Consider the following 18,200-nt stretch of genomic DNA (forward strand, 5'->3'; position numbering starts at 1 on the left):
GAGCGCGGCCATGGCGCAAGAGACTCCCGCCGCGCCGGGCCCGGACGGACAGGCCGCCGGCCCGGCCGGGCCCGGCGCCGGATCGGATGCCGGCCTGGGCGCCGCCCCCCGCGGCGCGCTGTCGCACATCCGCGTCCTGGACCTGTCGCGCATTCTCGCCGGCCCCTGGGCCACGCAGATCCTGGGCGACCTGGGCGCGGACGTGATCAAGATCGAGCGCCCCGGGGAGGGCGACGACACGCGCGGCTGGGGGCCGCCGTGGATGCCCGACGACCACGGCGGCGAGTCGCGCGTCGCGGCCTATTACCTGTGCGCCAACCGCAACAAGCGCTCGGTGACGGTGGACATGGCCACTCCCGAGGGCCAGGACCTGATCCGCCGGCTCGTGCGCCAGTCCGACGTGCTGGTGGAAAACTTCAAGGCGGGCGGGCTGGCGCGCTACGGCCTGGACTACGACAGCCTGCGTGCCATCAACCCGCGCCTGGTGTACTGCTCCATCACGGGGTTCGGCCAGACGGGGCCCTACGCGGCGCGCGCCGGCTACGATTTCCTGATCCAGGGCCTGGGCGGCCTGATGAGCGTCACCGGCCGGCCCGACGGCGAACCGGGCGGCGGGCCGATGAAGGCCGGCGTGGCGCTGACCGACATCCTGACCGGCCTGTACGCGGCCAACGCCATCCAGGCCGCGCTGGCCGCGCGCGAGCGTACGGGCGCTGGCCAGCACGTGGACATGGCGCTGCTGGACGTGCAGGTCGCCTGCCTGGCGAACCAGGCCATGAACTACCTGGCCACCGGCCGCAGCCCCGGGCGGCTGGGCAACGCGCATCCCAGCATCGTGCCCTACCAGGACTTTCCCACGGCCGACGGCTACATGATCCTGGCGATCGGCAACGATGGCCAGTTCGCCCGCTTCTGCGAGGAAGCCGGCCGGCCGGACCTGGCGCGGGACCCCCGCTTCGCCACCAACCGCGCGCGGGTGGAGCACCGCGACGCGCTGATCCCCATCCTGCGGCACCTGACCACGGCCCGCACCACGGCCGCCTGGGTCGCGGCGCTGGAATCCCGCGCCGTGCCCTGCGGCCCGATCAACGCCATGGAGCAGGTGTTCGACGACGCCCAGGTGCGCGCCCGCGGCCTGCGCATCGAGATGCCGCATCCGGAGACCGGCGCGGTGCCGCTGGTGGCGAGCCCCATCCGCCTGTCGGACACCCCGGTGGACTACCGCCTGCCGCCCCCGCCCCTGGGGGCGCACACGGCCGACGTGCTGCAAGAAGTGCTGGGACTGGCGCCGGCCGAAATCGAGGCCCTGCGCGCGCGCGGCGTGGTCTGACCGCGCCTGCCCGGGCGCAAGCCCCACCCTGCGGGGCGAGCCCGGGCGCGGTCCTTTCCCCCGCGGGCCTGGCCGGCGCGGCGCCCGCGTCCCGGCGGGTTTGATCCGTATCAAGGTCCGGGCCCATCGGCGCCCGGATCGCCCCCGTGTTCATCTGGCGTCAATGTTGCCATCCCTACGATGGAAGCATGGATGGCCGCCGCCCGGCGGCCGGATGAATGGGGAACCCCACCATGAAGAAATCCTGGAATGCGCTCGGCGCCTGTCTGCTGGCCGCGTCGCTGGGCCTGGCCGCCGCGCCGGCCGCGGCCGGCGACGATTGCGACGTGCCCATCGAGCGCTGGCAGACCCGCGAGGCCGTCACCCAGATGGCCCGCCAGAAAGGCTGGAACCTGAAGCGCGTCAAGATCGACGACGGCTGCTACGAGGTCCGCGGCGAGGACGCCCAGGGCCGCGCCTTCAAGGCCAAGCTCGATCCCGCGACGCTGGAAATCGTGAAGATCAAGTACCGCGACCACGATGGCCATGACCGCGAACGCCGCCGCGACCGGGACCGCGATCACCGCGATTCACGCAATTCCCGCGATGCGGCGCCGGGCGCCCTGCCGTCCGCCGCCCCGGCGGCCGGGGCGGGCAAGCCGTCCGCCGCGGTGTCCGTCTCCGGCGCCCGGATCGAGTGATCCGTCCCCGGCTGAAATTTCCACAGGAGCATAGTCCATGAAAACCTCGCAACCCATGAAGACCTGTTCGATCGCGGCCCTGCTGGCCGCCACCGCCCTGGCCGTTCCCGCCCTGGCGCAGGGCCGCACGGTGACCCTGTCCACGACCCTGAAGAACTACGGCGGCGACGGCGCCTACCTGGCGGTCTACCTGACCGACGCCCAGGGCGCCTACGCGGGCACCCTGTGGGTGGCCGGCGGCAAGGCCAAGTACTACAAGCACCTGAGCGACTGGAACCGGCTGTCGGCCGGCGACGCGGCGCGGCTCGACGGCGTGACCGGCGCCAGCGTGGGCGAGGGCCGGACGCTGAAGGTGACCGCCGATCTGGCCGACGCCCTGTTCGACGCCGGCTACGAGATCCGCATCGACGCCGCCGTGGAGGACATGCGCGACAGCCCGTCCGAAATCCGTGTGCCGTTGACCGCGGCCGGCGCCGGCCAGTCCACCGCCGGGCGCCAGTTCATCCAGTCCTTCAGCTATCAGGCGCAGTGATCGTCATGCAATGGCGGCAGATTCATCGCTGGCTGGGCCTGTGGGCCGGCGCCCTGGCCCTGCTGGTCGGTCTCACCGGACTGATCCTGGCTTTCTTCCCGGTGCGCGACACCTGGCGGGCCGTCCAGGCCGAACCCGGCCTGCCGGTGGCGGTCCTGGCGCAGCGGGCGGCGGCCCAGGTGCCCGGGATCGAGGAAATCCGCCGCCTGCCCTCGGGCGACATCGTCGCGTACTCCTTCGACGGCGGCCAGGCACGCGCCAGCCGGATCGACCCCGCCAGCGGTCAGGTGCTGGGTGACTACCAGGCGTCCGCCGTCGAACGCTGGGTGCGCAATCTGCACCGCTCCTTCATGCTGGACGATGCGGGCCGCCTGGGCGCGGCCGGGGTCGCGCTGGCCATGCTGCTGCTGACGCTGTCCGGAACCCTGATGCTGGCCCGGCGCCTGGGCGGCTGGCGCCGCCTCGTGTCCAGCCGCATCCGCGGGACTCCGGTCCAGCGCCTCCACGGGATCGGCGGCCGCGTCCTGGTGCTGGTCCTGGCCCTCTCCTCGCTGACCGCGCTCTACATGAGCGCGACGACCTTCGGCCTGATTCCGGCCGATGCGGACGCGGATCCGGACGCCGTCTCCGCGCCCGGTGAACGGCCCGACCGGACGGCGGACGCCCTGCCGCTGCTGCAGGCCCTGTCGGCCGACGGCCTGCGCAAGCTGAACTTCCCGGCGGCGGACGATCCGGAGGACGTCTGGACCGTGTCCACCGACGCCGGCGACGGCTGGATCGACCGGCGCAGCGGCCACGTGCTGGCTTGGCAGCCGGCCCCCGCCGCGCGCGTCCTCTACGACTGGGTCTACGCCCTGCACACCGGCCAGGGCCTGTGGGCCTGGGCGCTGATCCTGGGTCTGGCGGGCCTGTGCATTCCGGTGTTCTGGATCACCGGCTTTCTGATCTGGCGGCAGGGCAGGGCCCAGGCGCCGCGTCTGGAAAACAACGGGCCGGCGCGGCGGGCCGACATGCTGATCTTCGTGGCCAGCGAGGGCGGCACGACCTGGGGTTTCGCCAAGGCGCTGCACGACGCCCTGGCGCGCAACGGCCATGCGGTCCACACCGCGCCGCTGGAACAGTTCCAGGCGCCCGGATCGGCCCGCCAGATATTCATCCTGGCCGCGACCTACGGGGACGGCCAGGCCCCAGCGCATGCCGCCCGGGCGCTGGAGCGGATCGCCGGCCAGACGGCCGGGACCGCGCCGGTGACGGTGCTGGGCTTCGGCGACCGCCAGTTCCCGGCCTTCTGCGGCTACGCCGAGGCGCTGGAGCGTGCCCTGCGGGATGCCGGCTGGCCGCAAACCCTGCCGCTGGAATGCATCCATCAGCAGTCGGCGCAGCAGTTCGGCCGCTGGGGCGCGGCCTTGTCCGAAGCCCTGGGCGAGGCGCTGGTGTTGGACTACGTGCCGCGCATTCCGCCGACCTTTTCCCTGGAACTGGCGCAACGGCTGGATTATGCGGGCGGCGCCGCCGGCCCGGCCGCCATCCTGCGCCTGCGCTGGCGGGACGATGGCCCGCTGGCGCGGCTGCGGGGCCGCGGCATGCCGCATTTCAAGGCGGGCGACCTGGTGGGCATCGTGCCGCCCGGCAGCCCGGTGCCCCGCTACTATTCCCTGGCCTCGGGATTTCACGACGGCTTCGTGGAAATCTGCGTGCGGCGGATGCCTGGCGGAGTCTGTTCCGGCTTCCTGCACGGCCTGCAGCCCGGCGATCCTGTCCAGGCCTTCATCAAGCCCAATCCGGGCTTCACCCTGGATGCCGCGCGCCGTCCCGTCGTGCTGATCGGCGCGGGCACCGGCGTCGCTCCCCTGGCGGGCTTCATCCGCGACAACGTCCGCAAGACGCCCATGTTCCTGTATTTCGGGGCGCGCAATCCGGACGAGGATTTCTATTTCGGCGCCGCCCTGCGCCGCTGGCTGGACGAAGGGCGGCTGTCCGCGCTGCGCACGGCCTTTTCCAGGATCAAGGAGGGCGGCGGCTACGTGCAGGACGCCCTGCGCCGCGATGCGGACCGCCTGCGGGCGCTGGTGGCCCAGGGCGCCGTGCTGCGGGTCTGCGGCAGCCGGCCCATGGCGGCCGGGGTCGCCGAGGCGCTAAACGAGATCCTGCGCCCGCTCGGCCTGGACGTGCGGGGACTGCGGGAAAGGGGGCGCTATGCCGAAGACGTATTCTGATCCGGCGGCCGCCGCGCCCGCCGTCCGGCCCGCAGCGGCGCGCGGCGCGGCGCCGCCGGCCCGCTCCGCGCCGACCGCGTTTTCCGAATCCACCCTGAGCGGTCCGGCCATGGGCACGCGCTGGTCGGCGCGCTATCAGGCGCCGCCGGACTTCGATCATGGGGCGCTGTCGCGCGGCCTGGCACGGGCCGTGGAATCGGTGGATGCGCAGATGTCGCCCTGGAAGCCGGACAGCGACCTGATGCGCCTGAACCGCGCCGAGCCGGAGCACTGGGTGTCCCTGCCGGCGGCCTTGATCGAAGTGCTGGCGCGGGCGCTGGACGTCGGCGTCCTGAGCGGCGGCGCCTATGATGCCGCCGTCGGCGGACTGGTCGATGCCTGGGGGTTCGGCGCGGCGGCGGACACGCCCGATCCCGCCGCCATCCGGCACGCCGCCGCGGACCATCGCCCCGCCCATCTCTGGCTGGACCTCGACCGGGAGCAGGGCCGCGCGCGCAAGCGGGCGCCCCTGACCCTGGACCTGTGCGGGATCGCCAAGGGCTACGCCGTGGACCGGATGGCCCAGGTCATGGCGCTGCATGGCGTGGGCCACGCCCTGGTCGGCCTGGACGGCGAACTGCGGGCCTGCGGCGCCCGCGCCGATGGCCGGCCCTGGGCCGTGGCCCTGGAAAGCCCGCAGGAGGGACGCCGCGCGGCGCACGGGGTGATCGAACTGGCCGACCTGTCGGTGGCGACCTCGGGCGATTACCGCCGCTGGGTCCGGATCGGCGGCGAACGCCTGGCGCACACCATGGATGGCCGCCGGGCGGCGCCGGTGCGCAATCCGGTGGCCTCCGTCACGGTGCTGGCGGCCGAGTGCATGGACGCCGACGCCTGGGCCACGGCCCTGCTGGTGGCGGGGCCGGACGAAGGACCGGCCCTGGCGCGGCGCATGGGACTGGATGCCTTGTTCCTGCTGCGCCGCGGCGGCCGGCTGGTGGAGTTCGGGCTGGGCCGCTTCGCGTCTTAGGGCGGCCGGGCCCCGGAACGCCGGGTCATCGAGGCGATTATGACTATTTTGTCATTGCATATAACTGTAATTCAGTTGACTTCCATTAAGGATGCGGATGGTCTTTTCCGTTAAATTTTTGACATATAGCTTCACGCTTCAAACTCCACGGGCATGCAGGGGATCGCGCTCGTGACCTCAGAATCCTCCATGCTCCGCTCGTTCCGGCCGTCCGCTTCTCCCTTTTCCTCCCGCGTTCTGCTGATCTCCGGCGGGCTCGCCTCGGCGGGCCTGCTCATGGTCGTGCCGGCGTTCTGCCACGGGACGCCGTATCTGTGGCTGGCGATCCTGCCGGCCTGCGGCTTCCTGGCCCTGTTCGTGTTCCGGGAGCGGGCGCGCGAGGCATGCCGCGCGAAGTTCGCCGCCCTGCGCGCGCGCAACGACCGCCAGCGCAAGCGCGTCCACTCCCTGCGCGGCCAGGCGCGGGTCCTGCGCGCCATCTCCCGGCGCCGGCCGCTCGACGAATCCATGGGCATCCTGTGCCGCTTCGTGGAGGACCGGATCCCGGGAGCGCGGTGCTCGGTCCTGATGCTGGGCCCGGAGGGCAGGACGGTGGGGAAGTCCGTCGCTCCCGGCCTGCCCGAGCCTTACAACCAGGCCCTGCTGGGGCTGGAGATCGGCCCGGCGGTGGGCTCGTGCGGCGCCGCCATGCATCTGCGCAAGCCGGTGTTCATCGATGACGTCCTGCGCCATCCGAACTGGGCGCCGTTCCGCGACCTGGTGCTGACCACGGGGATGCGGGCCTGCTGGTCCAGCCCGATCCTGGACGACGACGGCCAGGCCGTGGGGGCCTTCGCGGTCTACAACGAGCAGCCCCGCCTGCCGGTCCGCGGCGAGCGCCTGACCATCCACGTCGCGGTCGAGATGGCCCGGGTCGCCGTCAACATGGCGGCCGTGTACCGCCAGCTCATGCACCAGTCGCTGCGCGACGAACTGACCGGGCTGGCGAACCGCCGCGGCATGAAGGACTGGCTCACGCGGCGCCTGGAGGCGGGCGGCCGGGTGGGGGTGCTCCTGCTGGACCTGGACGATTTCAAGCCGGTCAACGACACCTTCGGCCACGATGGGGGCGACAAGGTGCTGCGCGTGGTGGCCGGGCGGCTGCGGGACCTGGTGGGCCGCGACGCGATCGCCTCCCGCCTCGGCGGGGACGAGTTCACCCTGGGCGTGCCGACGGCCGATCCCGCCGCCCTGGAAGACATCGCCCGGCGGGTCATCGAAGCGGTCGGCCGGCCCGTTTCCATCGACCGGCGGCACCGGGCGCGGGTCCGCTGCAGCATCGGCATCGCCCGCCACCCCGAGGACGGCGAGACGGTCGAGGAACTGATGACGCATGCCGACCTGGCCATGTACGAGGCGAAGAAATCCGGCAAGAACCGGTATCGCCGCTGGAGCGGCCCGGCCGGGGACGGGGCGGAAATGTCCGCATGACGGGGCGGGCCGAGGCCCGCTTGAAGCAGGCGGTCGCGCGCAACGGCGGACGGCCCGACGGGGTGCTGGCGCGCAACGACGTCCTGGCGGCCTCCCCTGCGCGCGCCGTTCTGTTCGTCCCCGGGGGCGTCTTTTGAGGAAGCTTCAGCCGAAGACGTCGATCGCCTTGCGGATGACGACGAACAGGGCCACCAGGAAACCGGTGCCCAGCAGGATGATGCCGGGGTTCCGGTCGCGGAAACCGAAGCCGATGAACATCGCGATGATCCCCAGGATGAAGAGGACCAGGAGCAGGTTGCTGTGGAAGAACATGGCGTCGCGCTCGATGGGGGCTGATGAGGGGATCATAGGCAATTCGGGGCGCGCCGGTGTTGAGGCAGGACAATGCGGGCTTCAGTCGAAGGGCCGGCCTTCGCCCGCCTCCTCGTGGGTGGCGCCGTCGCGGATGCGGTAGATCCGCTTGAAGGTCGGGATGATCTTTTCGTCGTGCGTCACCACGATGATGGCCGTCCGGTATTGCCGCGCCATGTGGTGCAGGATGCGCACGACCGCCATGGCGCGCTCGCTGTCCAGCGGCGCCGTCGGCTCGTCGGCCAGGATGACCGGCGGGCGGTTGACCAGCCCGCGCGCGATGGCGACCCGCTGCTGTTCGCCGCCGGACAGCTGCGGGGGCATGGCCTGGGCGCGGTGTCCGACTTCCAGCGAGGCCAGCACTTCCAGCGCGCGGGCGCGGGCCTCGCGCTTGCCCGCGCCCGCCAGCATCGGCAGCAGGGCCACGTTGTCGGTGACGTCCAGGAACGGGATCAGGTAGGGCGCCTGGAAGATGAAGCCGATCCGGTCGCGGCGCAGCGCGCGCAGGTCCTTCACCCGCCAGCCCTCGTCGTAGATGAGCTCGCCGCCCAGCGTCATGCGCCCGCCGGTCGGGTCGATCACGGCGCCCAGGCACTTCAGCAGCGTGCTCTTGCCCGAGCCCGAGGGGCCGATCAGGCCGACGACCTCGCCGGGCGCGACCGACATGTTGACGTCGCGCAGGGCCAGCACGGCCGTGTCGCCCTGGCCATAGCGCTTGCTCAGGCCCTCGATCAGGATGCCGGAACCGGTCATGGCGTTCATCCGATGGCGTTGGCGGGATCGACCCGCAGGGCGATGCGGATGGCCACCAGGCTGGCCAGGGCGCAGATCAGCAGGATGGCGGCCAGGCCCGCGATGGAATCGGCCGGCGTCAGCAGCACGTACTTGGGGAAGACGGGGGCGGAGAACGTCGCCGCGATCTTGCCCGCCATGAAGCCGATCAGGCCCAGGGCCAGGGACTGCTGCAGGATCATGCCGGCGATGGTGCGGTTGCGCGTGCCGATCAGCTTGAGCACGGCGATCTCGCGGATCTTGTCCATGGTCAGGGTGTAGATGATGAAGGCCACGATGGCCGCGCTGACCAGGGCCAGTATGGCCAGGAACATGCCGATCTGCCGCGCCGACGAGGCCACCAGCTTGTCCACCAGGATGGTTTCCATCTGGGCGCGCGTGTAGACGGACAGGCGCGTCCAGCGCTGGATGCGGGCGGCGGCCTCGGCGGCGTCCGCGCCCGGAGCCAGCGTCACCAGGACGGCGTTGACGTAGGGATTGGCCGCCTGGCTGTCGAGCACGGCCCGCAGGGCTGAATCGTTGCCGGGCCGGTTCAGCCCGGGATTGGCGGCGGCGCGCCGGCGGCTCTGCCGGATGGCGTCGTTGTCCTTCTGGAATTGCGCCTGCTGCGCGTCCTTCAGGGGGATGAAGACCATCGGGTCGCCGCTGGAGGACACCGTGCGCCGGGTCAGGCCGACGATGGCGTATTCGTGGCGGCGGATGGTGATCCGGTCGCCCAGGGCGAAGCCGGCCGCCACGTCCGACACGGCCTCGTAGTGGCCCAGGACGATCTGGCGGCCGGCCACCAGGCCGGGCGGCCAGCCCGGCGTCGCGCCCGGCGTGCCCGGGGCCACGCCCACCACCATGATGCGCACGTCGCGGCCGCGATGGTGCGCCTGCATGGTCAGGTAGGTGACGTTGGCCGCCTGGCCCACGCCCTCCAGCCCCAGGATGGCGCGGTAGGCGTCGTCGGGCAGGCTGGAGTTCTCGGCATAGGGTCCCTGGGTGTCTTTCTGTACGACCCACAGGTCGGCGCCGCTGTTGTCCAGCAGGGCCCGCGCATCGGCCACCAGGCCCCGGTAGACGCCCGCCATGATCAGCGTGACGCCGATCAGCAGCCCCAGGCCGATGCCGGTGAAGAGGAATTTCCCCCAGGCATGCAGGATGTCGCGTCCGGCCAGGCTGATCATGCCGCTGGCTCCGCCTGCGCCGGACCGGTGGCGCGGACCCGGCTGCGGGCGGTCAGCGGGCTGGCGCTGTGGACGATGACGAGGTCGCCGGCGTTCAGTCCGTCCAGCACCTGGACCATGCCCCGGGCGTCGGCGGCGCCGACGCGGATGGGGACGAAGACCGGCCGCCCGTCCTGGATGCGCCAGACGCCGGGCCGTCCGTCCTGGTGGCGGAGGGCGGCGTTGGAGACGACGGGGCCCGGCGGGGTGGGCGGCAGTTCCACCGTGGTTTCGGCCAGCTCGCCCAGGGCGGGCGGCGGCGCGGGCGGGGCGTCGAAGGCGATCTTGGCCAGCAGTTCCTCGGTGATGGCGTCGGCGACCGGCTCGATGCGGACGATCCGGCCCTCGACCGGCTCCCGCCCGCGGGAGCGCAGCACGATCCGGGCCGCCAGCCCGGCGGACAGGCCGGCGGAGCCGGCCTGGTCGAAGCGCGCGTCGATCCAGAGCGCGCCGGGCGCGATCACCTGGACGATGGCCTGCCCGGCTATCAGGATCGTGCCCGGGTCCGCGTCGCGGGTGAGGACGAAGCCGTCGATGGGCGAGACCAGCGCCAGGTTGCGCCGCTGCGCGCGCAGCGCGGCCAGTTCGGCCTGCAGCCGTTCGGCCTCCCGCGTGGCGGCCTCCAGGGCGGCCTGCGCCAGCTTCAGCTCGTGGCGCTTGTCGCTGGCGGTCTCCTCGCTGATGGCCGAGGCCTTCAGCAGCGTTTCGTAGCGGCGCAGCTGGACTTCGGCCCGGTCCTGGCGGATGCCCGATTCCCGCGCCAGCACGCGCGCGCGGGACAGCGCCGCCACCTGGGCCTGGATGCGGTCGTCGAGGTCCACGGGATCGATCTCGCCCAGCACCTGGCCGGCCCGCACGGCATCGCCCACTTCCACGTCCAGCCGCAGCAGCCGGCCCGTCAGGGCCGGGCCGATCCGGTGGATCTGGCGGGCCTCGACGGTGCCGATGCCGAAGCGCACCGGACGGATGGAGGCTTCCTCAACCCGGGCCGTGGTGACCGGGATGCGGGCCAGCGGCCCGGATTGCAGGGCGACGTACAGGAACAGCCCCAGCAGGACCAGGGCCAGCGCGGCCAGCAGCACGCGTTTCCTGTCGATGCGCGGGGCTTTCATGGGCGGGCTCCGATGCCCTGGAGGAACAGGGCGAACAGGGCGGGCGCCTGGCGCTTCATGCGCCGGATGTCGCCGGCCAGCATGGACTGGATCACCAGGCCCTGGATCATGCCCACGAACAGTACCGGCAGGGCGTCCGCATCCGGCGTGTCCTGCAATTCCCCCCGGTCGATGCCGCGGCGGACCTGCTCCAGCAGCCGTTCGCGGTAGTGCTCCAGCAGGGCCAGCACGCGGGTCTTCGCGGGCGTCTCCCGGTCGTGCTGCAGTTCGGCGAACAGGATGCGCGGCACGCCCGGGTGGCTGGCGATGAAATCCACGTGGGCGTGGAACATGGCCTCCAGCGCCGCCCGCGGGCCGACGGCCCGCGCGGCGGCCGCGTCGATGCGCGCCAGCAGCGTCTCGCTGGTGTGGGCCATCACCGCGTCCCAGATGGCTTCCTTGCTGGGGAAATGCCGGAACAGCGCGCCCTGGGTGAGCCGCATGTGCTGGGCGATGGCGGCCGTCGTGATGTCGGCCGGGTTGCGGTCGGCGGCCAGCTCGATGACCGCCCGCACGGTGGCCGCCCGCCGTTCGTCCGCCGGCAGGTGTTTCGGAGTGGATTGCGGCATCCCGTTTCTCGCAAAGAGAGTAATTGATTACTATCTTATCACGGGAAGCGCGGAGTGGCGATGGTCCCGTCTGCCGCGCGGACGCGCCGCGGACCGGAATCAGCCGCGGAACACGTCGTCCAGGGTGTCGTCCAGGGGAGCCCCGGCCCCGCCGGTGCTCAATGCACCCTGCGCATCACCGCGCGGGCCTTTGATCCGTCAGGTATTCCTGCAGGCGGTTCAGCACGGTGCAGGGTTCGCGGAAGTTCCACTCCGGCCCGGTTTCTGGCCTGCCCAGGAAATGGCCCTGGGCGGCCTGGGCGCCGGCGTATCGCACCAGGTGCAGGTCGTCGGGGCTTTCCACCCCTTCGATGACGACGCAGGGACTGCGATGGGCGCAGGCCCGCGTGACCCATTTCAGGGTTTCCCGTCCGGCGGGGCCCTGGCGCGCCTGCCGCAGCAGGGACTGGTCGATCTTCACGGCGTCGTAGCGTGCGCCGTTCAGGGCCGACAGTTCGGCGTGTCCGCTGCCCATGTCGTCCAGCACGATGCGCACCCCGGTGTCCTGCAGTTCGCGCATCAGCCGCAGGGCGGATCCCGGGTGGGCGATGGGCTGGTTTCGGTCAGTTCGATCAGCAGGCGCGATGCCACGGCGCGCCGGCCGCACAGGTAGCGGACCAATTCGCGCCACCAGGCGTTGGGCCGCAGGGTCAGCGCCGAAATGTTGCACGCCAGTTCACGGTCGGGATGGATTTCCAGCAGGCCGATGACGGTCCACAGGACGCTCCAGTCCAGCCGCCCGATCAGCCCCTGGCGCTCCAGCGCCTGGATGGCGGCGGCGGGGGATTCCGCGGGATCCTCCGCCCGGCGCAGCAGCGCTTCCTGGTACAGGCAGGCGCCGTCCCCGGGATCGATCCGCAGGACCGGCTGGAATGCCAGCTGCAGCTGTCCGGCGCGCAATTCGTCCAGCCAGCGCGCGCACAGCGCGATGTCGTTGCGCAGGAGCGGGGTGGCCTGGCAGGGGGCGAACGCCGGATCGGGATCGAGGGGGTCGAGGCTGTCCTGGGGCACTTCGTGCAGGCTCAGGCCCGACAGGGCGATGTGCAGGAGCGGATAGAAACGGTCGTCCCCGCAATCGATGGGCGCGTCGCCCAGGTCGGCGCACAGCGTGCGCCAGAACTGATCGGCCAGGGAGACCGAGTACACGCTGAACGGCCAGATGCCGGCCAGATCGACTTCGATGGCATTGCCCGCGAACCGGATGGATCCGCGCGGGACGCGCGCCGTGATCAGGTGATCGCGCAGCGCCCGCATCACCTGCGCGGGCGGGCCGCCGCCGCGGGCCTGGGCCAGCTGGTGCAGGTTGCCGACCCGGATCTGCGCCCGCGCGCCGCTCATCACCGGGGAATCCAGCGGGGAGCGGGCCGTGCCGCCGCTCTCCATGTGTTCAAAAGGGTTCCCTTTTGAAAGTTCTTGGCATGAAGAAACGATGTTTTTTGGCAACATATAGAGAAAACAATTGTCGATTTGGTGCATCCAGGAAAATTAAATAGAAACTATTTAGGTTTCAAATAATTATCCGATCGACCCGTGTCGGAATGAGGCCCTTCGCCCCATCATCGGGATGGGCGCCGGGTCGCCGTTGGCGGAAAGAAACTTTTTCTCATAAGTGGCGCCGCTGTCCCGGCCCGTGCTGCCCTATAGTTCGCCCGCTTTCTGCTGGACGGGAAGGCGAATGGAAGTCAAGGTAGCGAGTCATGGCGATCGGCAAGACGCAGGGCGCGGGTGCGGCCCGCAGGGTGTTCGGCTATGCCCGGGTATCGACCGACGAGCAGCACATGGGCCTGCAGATGCGCGCGCTGAGGAATGCGGGCTGTGACCCGATCTTCGTGGATCGCGGGGTGTCGGGCGCGACGATGCGCCGGGAAGGTCTGGATCGGCTGCTGCGCTCGCTGCGCGCCGGCGACCGGCTGGTGGTCTGGCGGCTGGACCGCCTGGGGCACTCGCTGTCGGGGCTGATCCAGCTGCTGGACAGCCTGGGAGAGCGGCACATCGGCTTCTGTTCCCTGTGCGAGCAGATCGACATCGGCACGCCCGGCGGCAAGCTGGTGTTCCACATGATGGCGGCGCTGGCCGAATTCGAGCGTGCCCTGATCAGCGAACGGACCCGGGCGGGGATGGCGGCGGCGCGGGCGCGGGGCCAGCGCATCGGCCGCCCGCCTTCGCTGACGCCGCAGCAGCGCCTGGCGGCCCGGGCGCTGCTCGACCAGGGCCAGCCGGCGGCGCGGGTCGCCGATCAGTTCGGCGTGTCGGTCGCCACGCTGAGGCGGCTGGCCGCTTCCCCTTCGGTGTAGCCGGCCGTCCGCCCGGCGCACCGTCTCAGCCCAGCAGGTCCAGGGCGTGCCGGGCGGCGATCCATTCCTCGTTGGTGGGCTCCATGGCGACCCGTACGGCGCTGTCCGGCGTCGACAGCGTCGTGGCCTGGGCCGCGTTGGCCTCCGGGTCCAGCGCCACGCCCAGCCAGGCCAGGCCTTCGCAGACGCGCCGGCGCAGCTCGACGCTGTGCTCGCCGATCCCCGCGGTGAAGACCAGCATGTCCAGTCCGCCCAGCACCGCCGTCAGCGCGCCGATCTCGCGCACGATGCGGCGCACGTACAGGTCCAGCGCGAGGCGCGCGCGGGGCGCGCGGGCCTCGGCGGCCAGCAGGTCGCGCGGGTCGGGCGAGATGCCCGAGACGCCCTTGAGGCCGGATTCGTGGTACAGGATGCGGCCGACTTCCTCCAGGCTGAGCCGCTCGATCTCCATCAGGTAGAGCACGGCGCCCGGGTCCAGCGAGCCGGTGCGGGTGCCCATCATCAGGCCGTCCAGCGCGGAAAACCCCATGGTGGTGGCCTGGCTGCGCAGGTCGCGCAGGGCGCACAGGCTGGCGCCGCTGCCCAGGTGGGCGGCGATGACGCGGCCGCGCGCCCGGTCGCCGTGGCGCTCGGGCAGGGCGATGGACAGGTATTCGTAGGACAGGCCGTGGAAGCCGTAGCGGCGCAGGCCGCGTTCCCAGGCGTCGTAGGGCAGCGGCAGCATCTGCTCGACCTGCGGCACGGTATGGTGGAAGGCGGTGTCGAAGCAGGCGATCTGGGGCAGGCCGGGCCGTTCGCTCAGCAGGATGTCGATGGCCTCCAGCGCGAAGGGCTGGTGCAGCGGCGCCAGGGGGACGTAGCCGCGCAGATCCTCCAGGACGCCGGCGTCGATGCGCACCGGCGCGAAGTACTTGCTGCCGCCGTGAACGACGCGGTGGGCGACGGCCACCAGGCGCCCGTCGCCCAGCCGGGCGTGCACGCGCCGCAGGATCAGGTCCAGGGCGCAGCGGTAGGGCGCCTGGGGATCCAGCCGGACGGCGAACGGCGCCACGCCGGTCTCGCCGAAGTCGGGCCGCTCGCCGCCGATGCCCTGGACCTTGCCGTTCCAGGCCGGGCGGCGCGGCAGCGGATCGGCCGAGGTGTCGAACAGCGCGAACTTGATGCTCGAGGAGCCGCAGTTCAGCACCAGGATCAGGGCTTGCCCGGACGTGGAGGTCTGGCCGATGGTCATAGGGGGGTGCTCCGGTAGTGGCGCGCCAGCAGCAGGGCCAGGGCGCACGAGGCGATGCGGGATTCGTAGGTGTCGGACCGGCTGGTCAGGATGATGGGCACGCGGGCGCCCAGCACCAGGCCGGCGCTGGCGGCATCGCCCAGGTACATCAGCTGCTTGGCCAGCATGTTGCCGCTTTCCAGGTCGGGCGTCACCAGGATGTCGGCCAGGCCGGCGACTTCCGAGCGGATGCCCTTGACGTGGGCGGCCGCCAGCGACACGGCGTTGTCGAAGGCCAGCGGCCCGTCCAGGCGCCCGCCGGTGATCTGGCCGCGGTCGGCCATCTTGCACAGGGCGGCGGCGTCCAGCGTGGCGGGCATGGCGGCGCTGACCGTTTCCACCGCGGCCAGGATGGCCACGCGCGGTTCGGCCACGCCGATCGCGTGGGCCAGGTCGATGGCGTTGCGGATGATGTCGGCCTTCTGGTCCAGGGTGGGGGCGATGTTGATCGCGGCGTCGGTGATGATGAAGGGGCGCGGGTAGCGCGGCGTCTGCATCAGGTAGCAGTGGCTGACGCGGCGCTTGGTGCGCAGGCCGTCGCCGGCCACCACGGCCGCCATCAGTTCGTCGGTGTGCAGGCTGCCCTTCATCAGGGCTTCGACCTCGCCGGCGCGGGCCAGCGCCACGGCCTGGCCGGCGGCCGCGTGGCTGTGGGGCACGTCGCGGATGTCCAGGCCGTCGAGCGTGGCGCCCAGGGCCTGCGCGGTCCGTTCGAGCCGGGCGCGCGGGGCGACCAGGATCGGGTCGATCAGGCCTTCCCGCCGCGCATCCAGGGCGGCCCGCAGGCTGATCTCGTCGCAGGAATGCACCACCGCCACCCGGATCGGCTCCAGGCCGCGCACGTGGGCGAGCAGCGTGTGCAGGCCGCCGTGGGCGGGATCCTGGATGTGGATCTCGGGCAGCGTGGTGCGGGCGCACTCGATGGATTCCAGCGGCGCCTGCACCAGCGCCTCGCCCTCGATGGCGACCGTGCCGTCGGGCAGGGTGCAGGCGCAGGCCAGGCGCACGTGCCGGTGCTGCGGTTCGAGCGCCGTGATCCGGACCTCGACGGCCACGGTGTCGCCGACCCGGACGGGCGCCCGGAACGTCAGGCTCTGGCTCAGGTAGAGGGTGCCCGGGCCGGGCAGCTGCGTGCCCAGCACGGCGGAAATCAGCGAGGCGCCCCACATGCCGTGGGCGATGATGCCCTGGAAGGGCGTGTGGGCGGCGTAGTCCGGATCCAGGTGCTGTGGGTTGACGTCGCCCGAGACCGCGGCGAACAGCTGGATGTCGCGCAGGCCCAGGGTGCGTTCGATGCGCGCGCGGTCGCCCACGGCCAGTTCGTCGAAGGTGCGGTTGCGCAGGGGCGCGAGGGAAGAGGAATCGCTCATGGGGTGCGCGCCTCAGTACATGTGCTGGCCGCCGTTCATGGCCAGGTTGCTGCCCGTCATGAAGGCCGCCAGGTCGCTGCAGACGAAGGCGACCAGGGCGCCGACCTCCTCGGGGCGGCCCAGCCGGCCGACCGGGATCTGGGAAATGATCTGGCTCTCCAGCACGTCGGGCGGCACGGCGGCGACCATGGCCGTGTCCATGTAGCCGGGCGATACCGTGTTGACGGTGATGCCCTTGCGCGCCAGTTCCAGCGCCAGCGATTTGGTGAAGCCGTGGATCCCGGCCTTGGCTGCGGCGTAGTTGGTCTGGCCGAACTGGCCCTTGCTGCCGTTGATCGAGGCGATGTTGACGATGCGGCCCCAGCCGGCCTCGGCCATGTCGTCGACGAAGGGATGGGTGACGTTGAACATGGAGTCCAGGTTGGTGCGCAGCACGCTGTCCCAGGCGGATTTCCGCATCTTGCGGAAGGTGCCGTCGCGCGTGATGCCGGCGTTGTTCACCAGGATGTCCACCCGGTGGCCGTCGGCCCGGATGCGTTCGGCCATGGCCAGGCACGAGGCTTCGTCGGCCACGTCGGCGCCGTAGGCGTGGAAGGTGTAGCCGTCGCCGGCCTGGGCCTGCAGCCAGGCGGGGACGTGGTCGTTGCCGGGGGAGTGGGCGACCAGGACGGTGTGGCCCTGCTCGTGCAGGGCGCGGGCGATGGCCTGGCCGAGTCCGCCGGTGCCGCCGGTGACCAGTGCGGTATGGGAAGAGGACATGGTGGGCTCCTTGGTGGGGTGGGAAATCAGGCCATGCTGCCGATGGTCGAACGGAACCGCCGCAGCGAGAGATGGAACATGATGGAACCGATGACCAGCAGCGCGGCGAACGAGGGCCAGACGACCTCGAAGCCGGCGCCCCGGTACAGGATCGCCTGCCCCAGCTCGACGAAGTGGGTGGTCGGCGCGGCCAGCATCAGGTCCTGGACGAACCGCGGCATGCTCTCGCGCGGCGTGGTGCTGCCCGAGAGCATCTGCAGCGGCAGCAGGATGAGGATCATCAGCATGCCGAACTGCGGCATGTTGCGCGCCAGGGTCGCCAGCCAGATGCCCATGGCGGTCATGGCGAACAGGTGCAGCGTGGCGCCGGTGAAGAACAGCGGCAGCGAGCCTTCGATCGGCACCTGCAGCAGGCCGCGCACGATGCCGTTGAGCGACAGGGCGGCGGCGGCCAGCACCACCAGGCTCATGGACCAGACCTTGGAGAGCATGATCTGCGCCGGCGTGACGGGCATGACCAGCAGGTGCTCGATGGTGCCGTGCTCGCGTTCGCGGATCAGGGCGGCGCCGGTCAGGATCAGCGACAGCATGGTGATCTGGTTGATGATCTCCATCAGGCCGCCGAACCAGGACTTTTCCAGGGCGGGATTGAAGCGCGCGCGCAGCACCAGGTCCACCGGCGGGGCCATCGACGGATTGCGCCCGCGCAGGAAGGTCTCGATCTCGTCGAGGACGATCCGCTGGATGTTGCCGTTGCCGGTGAAGGCCTGGCTCATGCGGGTGGCGTCCACGTTGATCTGGATCTCGGCCGCGCCGCCGGAGAGCACGTCGCGCTGGAAGTTCGGCGGGATGTTCAGCACGAAGGAATAGCGGCCGATGTCCATGCTGGGGTCCACTTCCTCGTGGCCGATCATGGCGGGCGGGATGAACTGGGGCGGATAGAAGGCGGCCGTGATCTGCTGGGACAGCGGGGAATGGTCCTCGTCCACGATGGCGATGGCGACGTGGTGCAGGGTCTCAGGCACGGCCGTGGCGGCGGTGTAGACCGAGACGGTGAAGGAAAAGGCGATCAGCACCAGCATGACGGGGTCGCGCCACAGGCTCCAGAGCTCCTTGATGCCCAGCCGCCAGATCGTGCCGAGGGAAGATTGCAGCCTCAT

Annotated in this window: 17 protein-coding genes and 1 pseudogene; 8 read left to right on the forward strand and 10 right to left on the reverse strand. The window is 71.3% G+C overall.

Features of this window, described 5'->3' with window-relative positions:
* Positions 1 to 10 precede the first annotated feature (10 nt).
* The 7 genes from HNR28_RS05770 to HNR28_RS05800 all read left to right on the forward strand — a co-directional run bounded on the left by HNR28_RS05770 (position 11) and on the right by HNR28_RS05800 (position 7,374).
* Entirely contained in the window at positions 11 to 1,330 is a 1,320-nt protein-coding gene (locus HNR28_RS05770) for a CaiB/BaiF CoA transferase family protein (RefSeq protein ID WP_151024277.1), read from the forward strand.
* 233 nt (positions 1,331 to 1,563) lie between these two features.
* A complete protein-coding gene (locus tag HNR28_RS05775; RefSeq protein WP_151024278.1) occupies positions 1,564 to 2,010 on the forward strand; it encodes a PepSY domain-containing protein in 447 nt (148 codons plus the stop codon).
* A 55-nt stretch (positions 2,011 to 2,065) separates the two neighbouring features.
* Positions 2,066 to 2,542 carry a DUF2271 domain-containing protein gene (locus HNR28_RS05780; protein ID WP_043683537.1) on the forward strand — a complete coding sequence of 159 codons (477 nt, stop codon included), beginning with the start codon at positions 2,066 to 2,068 and terminating at the stop codon, positions 2,540 to 2,542.
* 5 nt (positions 2,543 to 2,547) lie between these two features.
* Positions 2,548 to 4,758 carry a PepSY domain-containing protein gene (locus HNR28_RS05785; protein ID WP_151024279.1) on the forward strand — a complete coding sequence of 737 codons (2,211 nt, stop codon included), beginning with the start codon at positions 2,548 to 2,550 and terminating at the stop codon, positions 4,756 to 4,758.
* A complete protein-coding gene (locus HNR28_RS05790) occupies positions 4,739 to 5,767 on the forward strand; it encodes an FAD:protein FMN transferase (RefSeq protein WP_184142573.1) in 1,029 nt (342 codons plus the stop codon). The genes HNR28_RS05785 and HNR28_RS05790 overlap by 20 nt, the downstream gene beginning before the upstream one ends.
* 189 nt (positions 5,768 to 5,956) lie before the next feature.
* On the forward strand, positions 5,957 to 7,237 hold the full coding sequence (locus HNR28_RS05795) for a sensor domain-containing diguanylate cyclase (protein WP_170288487.1): 1,281 nt from the start codon (positions 5,957 to 5,959) through the stop codon (positions 7,235 to 7,237).
* A complete protein-coding gene (locus HNR28_RS05800; RefSeq protein ID WP_170288486.1) occupies positions 7,234 to 7,374 on the forward strand; it encodes a hypothetical protein in 141 nt (46 codons plus the stop codon). Before HNR28_RS05795 ends, HNR28_RS05800 begins: the two co-directional genes overlap by 4 nt.
* Positions 7,375 to 7,381: 7 nt before the next feature.
* On the opposite strand, the gene HNR28_RS05805 is transcribed toward HNR28_RS05800, so the two are convergent.
* The 6 genes and pseudogenes from HNR28_RS05805 to HNR28_RS18335 form a co-directional block, all read right to left on the reverse strand.
* Positions 7,382 to 7,585 carry a hypothetical protein gene (locus tag HNR28_RS05805; protein WP_151024923.1) on the reverse strand — a complete coding sequence of 68 codons (204 nt, stop codon included), beginning with the start codon at positions 7,583 to 7,585 and terminating at the stop codon, positions 7,382 to 7,384.
* Positions 7,586 to 7,630: 45 nt separating this feature from the next.
* Complete coding sequence (locus HNR28_RS05810; protein WP_043683534.1) at positions 7,631 to 8,341, reverse strand: ABC transporter ATP-binding protein; 711 nt, start codon at positions 8,339 to 8,341, stop codon at positions 7,631 to 7,633.
* Between the two features lie 5 nt (positions 8,342 to 8,346).
* The gene (locus tag HNR28_RS05815) at positions 8,347 to 9,549 is read right to left on the reverse strand and encodes an ABC transporter permease (protein WP_151024922.1); all 1,203 of its coding nucleotides are present in this window, start codon (positions 9,547 to 9,549) and stop codon (positions 8,347 to 8,349) included.
* The gene (locus HNR28_RS05820) at positions 9,546 to 10,700 is read right to left on the reverse strand and encodes an efflux RND transporter periplasmic adaptor subunit (RefSeq protein ID WP_151024921.1); all 1,155 of its coding nucleotides are present in this window, start codon (positions 10,698 to 10,700) and stop codon (positions 9,546 to 9,548) included. The genes HNR28_RS05815 and HNR28_RS05820 overlap by 4 nt, the downstream gene beginning before the upstream one ends.
* The gene (locus HNR28_RS05825; RefSeq protein ID WP_043683526.1) at positions 10,697 to 11,308 is read right to left on the reverse strand and encodes a TetR/AcrR family transcriptional regulator; all 612 of its coding nucleotides are present in this window, start codon (positions 11,306 to 11,308) and stop codon (positions 10,697 to 10,699) included. Before HNR28_RS05825 ends, HNR28_RS05820 begins: the two co-directional genes overlap by 4 nt.
* Positions 11,309 to 11,483: 175 nt before the next feature.
* Positions 11,484 to 12,823: pseudogene (locus HNR28_RS18335) on the reverse strand (EAL domain-containing protein).
* A gap of 221 nt (positions 12,824 to 13,044) precedes the next feature.
* On the opposite strand from HNR28_RS18335, the gene HNR28_RS05840 reads away from it, so the two are divergent.
* The gene (locus tag HNR28_RS05840) at positions 13,045 to 13,641 is read left to right on the forward strand and encodes a recombinase family protein (RefSeq protein ID WP_052355829.1); all 597 of its coding nucleotides are present in this window, start codon (positions 13,045 to 13,047) and stop codon (positions 13,639 to 13,641) included.
* 25 nt (positions 13,642 to 13,666) lie between these two features.
* Here the strand turns inward: HNR28_RS05840 and HNR28_RS05845 are convergent, their stop codons facing one another.
* The 4 genes from HNR28_RS05845 to HNR28_RS05860 are packed head-to-tail and all read right to left on the reverse strand — an operon-like array spanning position 13,667 to position 18,200.
* Positions 13,667 to 14,872, reverse strand: a complete 1,206-nt coding sequence (locus HNR28_RS05845) for an acetate/propionate family kinase (RefSeq protein ID WP_043683525.1) — start codon at positions 14,870 to 14,872, stop codon at positions 13,667 to 13,669.
* Complete coding sequence (locus tag HNR28_RS05850; RefSeq protein WP_043683522.1) at positions 14,869 to 16,281, reverse strand: bifunctional enoyl-CoA hydratase/phosphate acetyltransferase; 1,413 nt, start codon at positions 16,279 to 16,281, stop codon at positions 14,869 to 14,871. The genes HNR28_RS05845 and HNR28_RS05850 overlap by 4 nt, the downstream gene beginning before the upstream one ends.
* Positions 16,282 to 16,293: 12 nt before the next feature.
* Positions 16,294 to 17,040, reverse strand: a complete 747-nt coding sequence (gene phbB / locus HNR28_RS05855) for an acetoacetyl-CoA reductase (protein ID WP_043683519.1) — start codon at positions 17,038 to 17,040, stop codon at positions 16,294 to 16,296.
* Between the two features lie 26 nt (positions 17,041 to 17,066).
* Complete coding sequence (locus HNR28_RS05860; protein ID WP_043683516.1) at positions 17,067 to 18,200, reverse strand: ABC transporter permease; 1,134 nt, start codon at positions 18,198 to 18,200, stop codon at positions 17,067 to 17,069.

This window comes from Castellaniella defragrans (assembly GCF_014203015.1).
Taxonomy (GTDB): domain Bacteria; phylum Pseudomonadota; class Gammaproteobacteria; order Burkholderiales; family Burkholderiaceae_B; genus Castellaniella; species Castellaniella defragrans.